Here is a 6300-nt window from a genome sequence, read left to right as displayed (position 1 = left end):
AAGGAGTTTCCGCAGGACGCGGCGCGGCCGATACCGCTGCGCCCCAATCCGCAGCCGCCGGGCGCCCGCGCATCGACGGAGAGCGGCGGTTTCGACGAAGCGCCGCAGGCCAATTACGGCACGGCGGCGACGATACCGACGCTCGATCCGGAACTTGCTCGTCAGCTTGGCCTTCCCACTGAAGAGGACGATGCCGAAGCGCTGGCGCGTCCACCGCGCAGCAAGATGGAGGCGCTCGGCGTCAAGGCCACAGCCGATGCGCTGGAGGCGCTGATCCGCGAGGGCCGTCCGGAGTTCCGCAAGGACGACGGCTCCATGAAAGTGTGGACGCCGCACCGGCCGCCGCGCCCGGAAAAGTCCGAAGGCGGCGTGCGCTTCGAGATCAAGTCGGAATACCAGCCGCGCGGCGACCAGCCGACCGCGATCGCCGAGCTCGTCGAAGGCATCGAGCGCAACGACCGTTCGCAGGTGCTGCTCGGGGTCACCGGCTCCGGCAAGACCTACACCATGGCCAAGGTGATCGAGGCGACGCAGCGCCCGGCCCTGATCCTCGCGCCGAACAAGACGCTCGCCGCCCAGCTCTACGGCGAGTTCAAGAATTTTTTCCCCGACAACGCGGTCGAGTATTTCGTCTCCTATTACGACTACTACCAGCCGGAAGCCTACGTCCCGCGCACCGACACCTATATCGAGAAAGACTCGTCCATCAACGAGCAGATCGACCGCATGCGCCACTCGGCGACGCGCGCGCTGCTCGAGCGCGACGACGTCATCATCGTCGCCTCCGTGTCCTGCATCTACGGTATCGGCTCGGTCGAGACCTACACCGCGATGACCTTTGGGCTGAAGAAGGGCGAGCGCATCGACCAGCGCCAGCTCATCGCCGACCTCGTTGCTCTCCAGTACAAGCGCACGCAGGCCGATTTCACCCGCGGCACGTTTCGCGTGCGCGGCGACGTCATCGACATCTTTCCGGCGCACTATGAAGACCGCGCCTGGCGCGTGAACCTGTTCGGCGACACCATCGAGGCTATCGAAGAGTTCGATCCGCTCACCGGCCACAAGCAGGACGAGCTCGAATTCATCAAGATGTACGCCAACTCGCACTATGTGACGCCGCGCCCGACGCTGGTGCAGGCGATCAAGTCGATCAAGTTCGAGCTCAAGCAGCGGCTCGACCAGCTCCACGACCAGGGGCGCCTCTTGGAAGCGCAGCGGCTGGAGCAGCGCACCACGTTCGACCTCGAGATGATGGAGGCGACGGGAAGCTGCGCCGGCATCGAGAACTATTCGCGCTACCTGACGGGCCGCCGCCCCGGCGAGCCGCCGCCGACGCTGTTTGAATACGTGCCCGACAACGCGCTGATCTTTGCCGACGAAAGCCACGTCACCATCCCGCAGATCGGCGCCATGTTCCGCGGCGACTTCCGCCGCAAGGCGACGCTCGCCGAATACGGCTTCCGCCTGCCGTCCTGCATGGACAACCGCCCGCTCCGCTTCGAGGAATGGGACATGATGCGGCCGCAGACCGTCGCGGTGTCCGCGACACCGAGCGGCTGGGAGCTGAACGAGAGCGGCGGTGTGTTCGTCGAGCAGGTCATCCGCCCCACCGGGCTGATCGATCCGCCCGTCGATATCCGCCCCGCCCGCACCCAGGTCGACGATCTCGTCGGCGAGGTCCGCGCCACCGCACAGGCCGGCTATCGCTCGCTGATCACGGTGCTGACCAAGCGCATGGCCGAGGATCTCACCGAATATCTGCATGAGCAGGGCATCCGCGTCCGCTACATGCACTCTGATATCGACACCATCGAGCGCATCGAGATCATTCGCGACCTCCGTCTCGGCGCCTTCGACGCGCTGGTCGGCATCAACCTGCTACGCGAAGGCCTCGACATTCCCGAATGCGCGCTGGTCGCAATCCTCGATGCCGACAAGGAAGGTTTCCTGCGCAGCGAGACCTCGCTGATCCAGACCATCGGCCGCGCCGCCCGCAACGTCGACGGCAAGGTGATCCTCTATGCCGACAGCATGACCGGCTCGATGGAGCGCGCCATCGCCGAGACCAACCGCCGCCGCGAGAAGCAGGTCGAGTACAACAACGCCAACGGCATCACGCCGGAGAGCGTAAAGAAGCAGATCGGCGACATCCTCAACTCCGTCTACGAGCGCGACCACGTGCTGGTCGAGGTCGGCGGCCACGACATGACCGACGACGTCATCTCAATCGGCCACAATTTCGAGGCCGTGCTTGCCGATCTGGAAACGCGGATGCGCGAGGCCGCAGCTGATCTGAACTTCGAGGAAGCCGCGCGCCTGCGCGACGAGGTCAAGCGCCTGCGCGCCACCGAGCTCGCGGTCGTCGACGATCCCACCGCAAAACAGCGCACGGTGCAGGGCAAGGCCGGCGCCTATGCCGGCACGAAGAAGTACGGCGACGCCGCCAACCTGCCCGTCAGCGCCATGAAGAAAAAGACCGTGAGTTCCGCCCTGAAAGCGAGCGGCGGCAGCAGCGGCAGTGGCTCGAAGGTGCACAAGCCGCATCTCGATGAGATGCACGGCCCGGAATCGCTGCCCTACCGAGAGAGCCGAGCGCTGCCGGAAAAGCCGTTCGGCAGCACGAGCCGGATCATCCAGCCGACGGACTCGCGACAGTCGGGGCCGGAGTTCGGCCCGGCGCCGAAGTCGACGGGTGGCGCGCCGGGGCGACGGGGTGGGTGGAAGAAGAGGTAGATTCATCCGCGCCAGTCGTGGCTATGGATTCCGGGCTCGCCATTGCGGCGCCCCGGAGTGACGAGGAGATATCTCGGCTCCTCACCCCACGCTCGCCGTCACCACCGCCATCACCGACAGCAGCAGCACGATGGTCACGAGCTGGAGCGAGGCGACAGGCTGGGTGCGCCATTCGGTGATTTTGTCGGCGAGCGATAGGGTGCGATCGAAGAACTTTGGTTCGTAGACGGTCTTGCAGAAGGCGGGAAAGCTCGGCCCGAAGGTTACCGCGACCAGTGCGTGGGCAAGCGAGGCGACGGCGACGAAGATGGCGACGCCGGGATCGCCGACGAGGTCGTTATTGCCGAGCAGTTTGAGCAGAAACGCGGCGGCGGCGAAGGTCGGGAAGCTCTGGAGCGTCGCGGTCAGCGCAAGGCCTTCGAGCGCGTTGTGCAGGCGGGACTTCCTCGCAGCGACGGCGGCGGCCATGGCACGTCTCCCTGATGACATGCGCATGAAGCTAGCCGCGGTGGGAGGTAGACGATGTGAGACGGGTCACGCCCGTTTTCGGCTGCCGGAACGAGGGGCGGAATGGATTCCGGGCTCGCCGCGTTGCGGCGCCCCGGAATGACGAGGAACTACAGCTTGCGCTGTTCGGTCGTCTGGCTCTGTTGCTGCTGCTTTTCCTGCTCCTTGGCGGGTCGGATTTCCAGCGCGCGCGATCGAACGGGAACCGGCACGCAGCGGAAACCGGTGAAATACGGGATTCTATTGTAAATCTCACAAAGTGCGCTCAATTGCGCAACGCAAAAACGTGATTTGCGTTTTGTCCGAAACCCCGTATTTGTTCGTATACAAATGAATGAAGCACCCCTCGGCACCTGCTGTGCATGGGGGTTGTTTTTCGTTTTCTGCAAACCAGCTTCAGGACTGCCCCAGATGACAGAGCACAGCCTCTGGCGTTTCTCGCGCGCGTTGCACCGCGCGATCAACGACCGGCATTTCGAGGATATCGAGGCCCTGATCGACGAGGACGTCGAGTGGGCGCTCTACGGCCCGATCGACATGTTTCCGTTCTTCGGCGCGCGCCAGGGCAAGAACGCCGTGCTCGACGTCATCCATCAGCTCGCCGACAACTTCCATGTCCGCCGCTTTGACCGCGAGAGCATCATGCTCGGCGTCGATTCCGCCGCCTCCATGCTGCGCTATTCGCTGACCGCGCTGGATTCCAGCAAGCCGATCTCGCTGCGGGTGGCGCAGTTCGCCCAGTTTAGGGCGGGCAAGCTTATCAGCATACGCGTGCTGATCGACACCTTCGACCTGGTCGAGCAGGCACTCGGCCGCGCCATTCATCTGCCGAAGATGAACCGCGCCGGCTGAGGGGGACGCCAACGGGCCCCGCAATTCGGGACCGATGACGACGCTCACATGACGTCCTAGCCCCCAGCCCCGCCGGATGCCGTCGTGTCAAAAGCTCGTTATCGGGCGCGCGCCTTTCGCGCGGCCCGTTGGTTCGCATCTCGAGGCGAGCCGCCACAATTTCGCAACGATGGGTCAAGATGTAGTGCGCGGACCGAATGGCGCATGGTCATTGCGAAAGGCCGTATTATATTGGCCGAAAGCATGCGCTGGGCTCGCGGGCAGGACGATGGAATTCTCGACAGGTTTTGGCTGGATCAGGCTGCCGGTACTGGCGGCCGCGTTCATCTTGGGCTCTGTGCTGACAGTCTCGGCGCAGATCATTCCGCCCACGACGGCCGCAGCACCAGACGACGAGGCCGAGGCCGCCGAGGCCCCCGACGTCAACGACCCCGACGTGCTCAAAGGCATCGACGTCGACAAGCTCGACTGGAGCCAGCTCGCAATCGACGCCGGCACGCTCAACGACGTCATCGCCGCGAAGAAGCGCGCGCAGGCCGCAGCCAAGGACGGCCTCAACTGGTCGTCAAACGCCAACGCCAACGGCTCCTCCGCGGTGACGGTGAACCAGTCCGTGTCCTCGTTCTGGGATACGCGGATCGGCGCCGACATGACGGTGACGAGCGAGCCGCGGACGATGTCCGAGCTGTTGGCGCAGAAGGCCACCAATGGCGGCAGCCTGCCGCAATCCTCCGGCACCGCCTGGGCGACCGCAACCGCGCCGGGCGCGGGCTCGATCTGGGACAAGACCGCGGTGGAAGCCCGCGTCGATCCCGGCGCCGAGCAGAGCAAGATCGGCGCCTCGCTCACCAAATCGGTGCCGCTGTCGAGCGACTATTCGCTGACGCTCCAGAACGGCTACAGCGTCAACCAACAGGGCACGACCGCGCTCCCCGGCATCGGCGGGCACATCACCCGCAATTACGAGACAGACCAGAGCGCCAAGGTCACCATCACCGACACCGGCACCAGCATCACCGCCGGCCAGACGCTATCGACCACCGACGACAAATGGCTGCGCAAGGTCGGCGCCGAGCAAAAGCTGTTCGACAACGTCACTGTCTCCGGCTCGGTCGGCGAGACCTCGCAAGGCGCGATCAACAAAAGCCTGACGGCCGGCTTCAAGAAGAGCTGGTAAGTATTCTTACCTCGCCCCGCTTGCGGGGAGAGGTCGACGTGCAAAGCGCGTCGGGTGAGGGGGAGCCTCCGCGAGTCCAACTTTCACCTCCCTTGCGGAGACTCCCCCTCACCCCACCCTCTCCCCGCAAGCGGGACGAGGGAGCCGCCCACCGGCCAAGCCGCGCATCCATCTCGCCGCAGTTCCGTTCAGACATTCCTAACCATACGCCACGGCAAAGCCCCCGAATGGTCCGCCCTTGCCGTATCTTGGCCAAGTTGCGGCCAAAATCCGACGCCCTAGTCCGCCTATAAACGTCGTCGTGCGGGGGACGCTCGCGCTACGCCCAACGCGAACAGGGGAACAAGCATGAACGCCATTCGTCCGGAAAAGATGGAAGCCACCGAGACCGAGACGGTCGACAGCAACCTCGCCGCCGTGACCGAGGTCGAAGCCGGCATCCGTGACTTCGTCCGTAACGACATCGCCTATCTGCGCCGGCCGGCATCGTCCGCCACCACCGACGCGCCGCCGCTCGATTCGAGCGCGGAGGCCACTGTCACCAACGTCAACTCGCTGATCCAGCGCGTCGCCGGCACGTCGCTCGCCGAGATCGAGAATTTGATCTCCGAGCTCGAGAGCCTGCGCGACCTGCTCCATGCGGAAGGCCAGCGCGTCCAGCGCGAGATCTCCGGCTACGCCCAGCTCAGCCAGGCTGCGATGAAGTCGACCCGCATGATCTCCGACAACGTCGCGCAGTGGAAGCGCGCCGCCGACGGCCTGCGCAACAGCTGATCGCAAGCACCAGGCATCACCGGCCGCCGCGTTCCCGAAAGGGAGCGCGGCGGTTTTGATTTGTGGTTTTGATTCTGGGGGCCTCGTGCCCCGGACGCGGTGCGGGCACGCAGTGACGCACTGCAGAGCCGGCCCCCCCAGGATGAATGCGCCGCGCGATGGGTCCCTGTGTCTTGGAAGTCTGTCAGGATAGGGTGGGCGGGAAGCCGTTGGGTCCTTGGCGCTTGACGCCGTGAGCCGGCTCGGTCTCCCGCCCG

At 65.0% G+C, this 6300-nt stretch carries 5 protein-coding genes; 4 read left to right on the top strand and 1 reads right to left on the bottom strand.

Annotation, left to right across the window (positions count from 1 at the left end):
- Window positions 1-2733, top strand: a 2733-nt coding sequence (gene uvrB, locus AC629_RS39460) for an excinuclease ABC subunit UvrB (protein WP_084810083.1), incomplete at its 5' end; no start/stop codon positions are given.
- 81 nt (window positions 2734-2814) lie between these two features.
- On the opposite strand, the gene AC629_RS39455 is transcribed toward uvrB, so the two are convergent.
- Window positions 2815-3201 (bottom strand): hypothetical protein, encoded by a 387-nt coding sequence (locus tag AC629_RS39455; protein ID WP_084810082.1) that lies wholly within the window; start codon window positions 3199-3201, stop codon window positions 2815-2817.
- A gap of 450 nt (window positions 3202-3651) precedes the next feature.
- Between AC629_RS39455 and AC629_RS39450 the strand changes: the two genes are divergently transcribed.
- The 3 genes from AC629_RS39450 (at window position 3652) to AC629_RS39440 (ending at window position 6043) form a co-directional block, all read left to right on the top strand.
- Entirely contained in the window at window positions 3652-4092 is a 441-nt protein-coding gene (locus AC629_RS39450) for a nuclear transport factor 2 family protein (protein WP_084810081.1), read from the top strand.
- Between the two features lie 268 nt (window positions 4093-4360).
- Window positions 4361-5269, top strand: a complete 909-nt coding sequence (locus AC629_RS39445) for a hypothetical protein (RefSeq protein ID WP_084810080.1) — start codon at window positions 4361-4363, stop codon at window positions 5267-5269.
- A gap of 348 nt (window positions 5270-5617) precedes the next feature.
- Window positions 5618-6043, top strand: a complete 426-nt coding sequence (locus tag AC629_RS39440) for a hypothetical protein (RefSeq protein ID WP_084810079.1) — start codon at window positions 5618-5620, stop codon at window positions 6041-6043.
- Window positions 6044-6300: the final 257 nt, after the last annotated feature.

This window comes from Bradyrhizobium sp. NAS80.1 (genome assembly GCF_001908205.1).
GTDB lineage: Bacteria > Pseudomonadota > Alphaproteobacteria > Rhizobiales > Xanthobacteraceae > Bradyrhizobium.
This window is presented reverse-complemented; position numbering and strand designations above follow the sequence as displayed.

Bases quoted from the DNA above. Each gene is read 5' to 3' on its own strand.
- AC629_RS39455 (WP_084810082.1), bottom strand. From the start codon at position 3,201: ATGGCCGCCGCCGTCGCTGCGAGGAAGTCCCGCCTGCACAACGCGCTC.
- AC629_RS39450 (WP_084810081.1), top strand. From the start codon at position 3,652: ATGACAGAGCACAGCCTCTGGCGTTTCTCGCGCGCGTTGCACCGCGCG.
- AC629_RS39445 (WP_084810080.1), top strand. From the start codon at position 4,361: ATGGAATTCTCGACAGGTTTTGGCTGGATCAGGCTGCCGGTACTGGCG.
- AC629_RS39440 (WP_084810079.1), top strand. From the start codon at position 5,618: ATGAACGCCATTCGTCCGGAAAAGATGGAAGCCACCGAGACCGAGACG.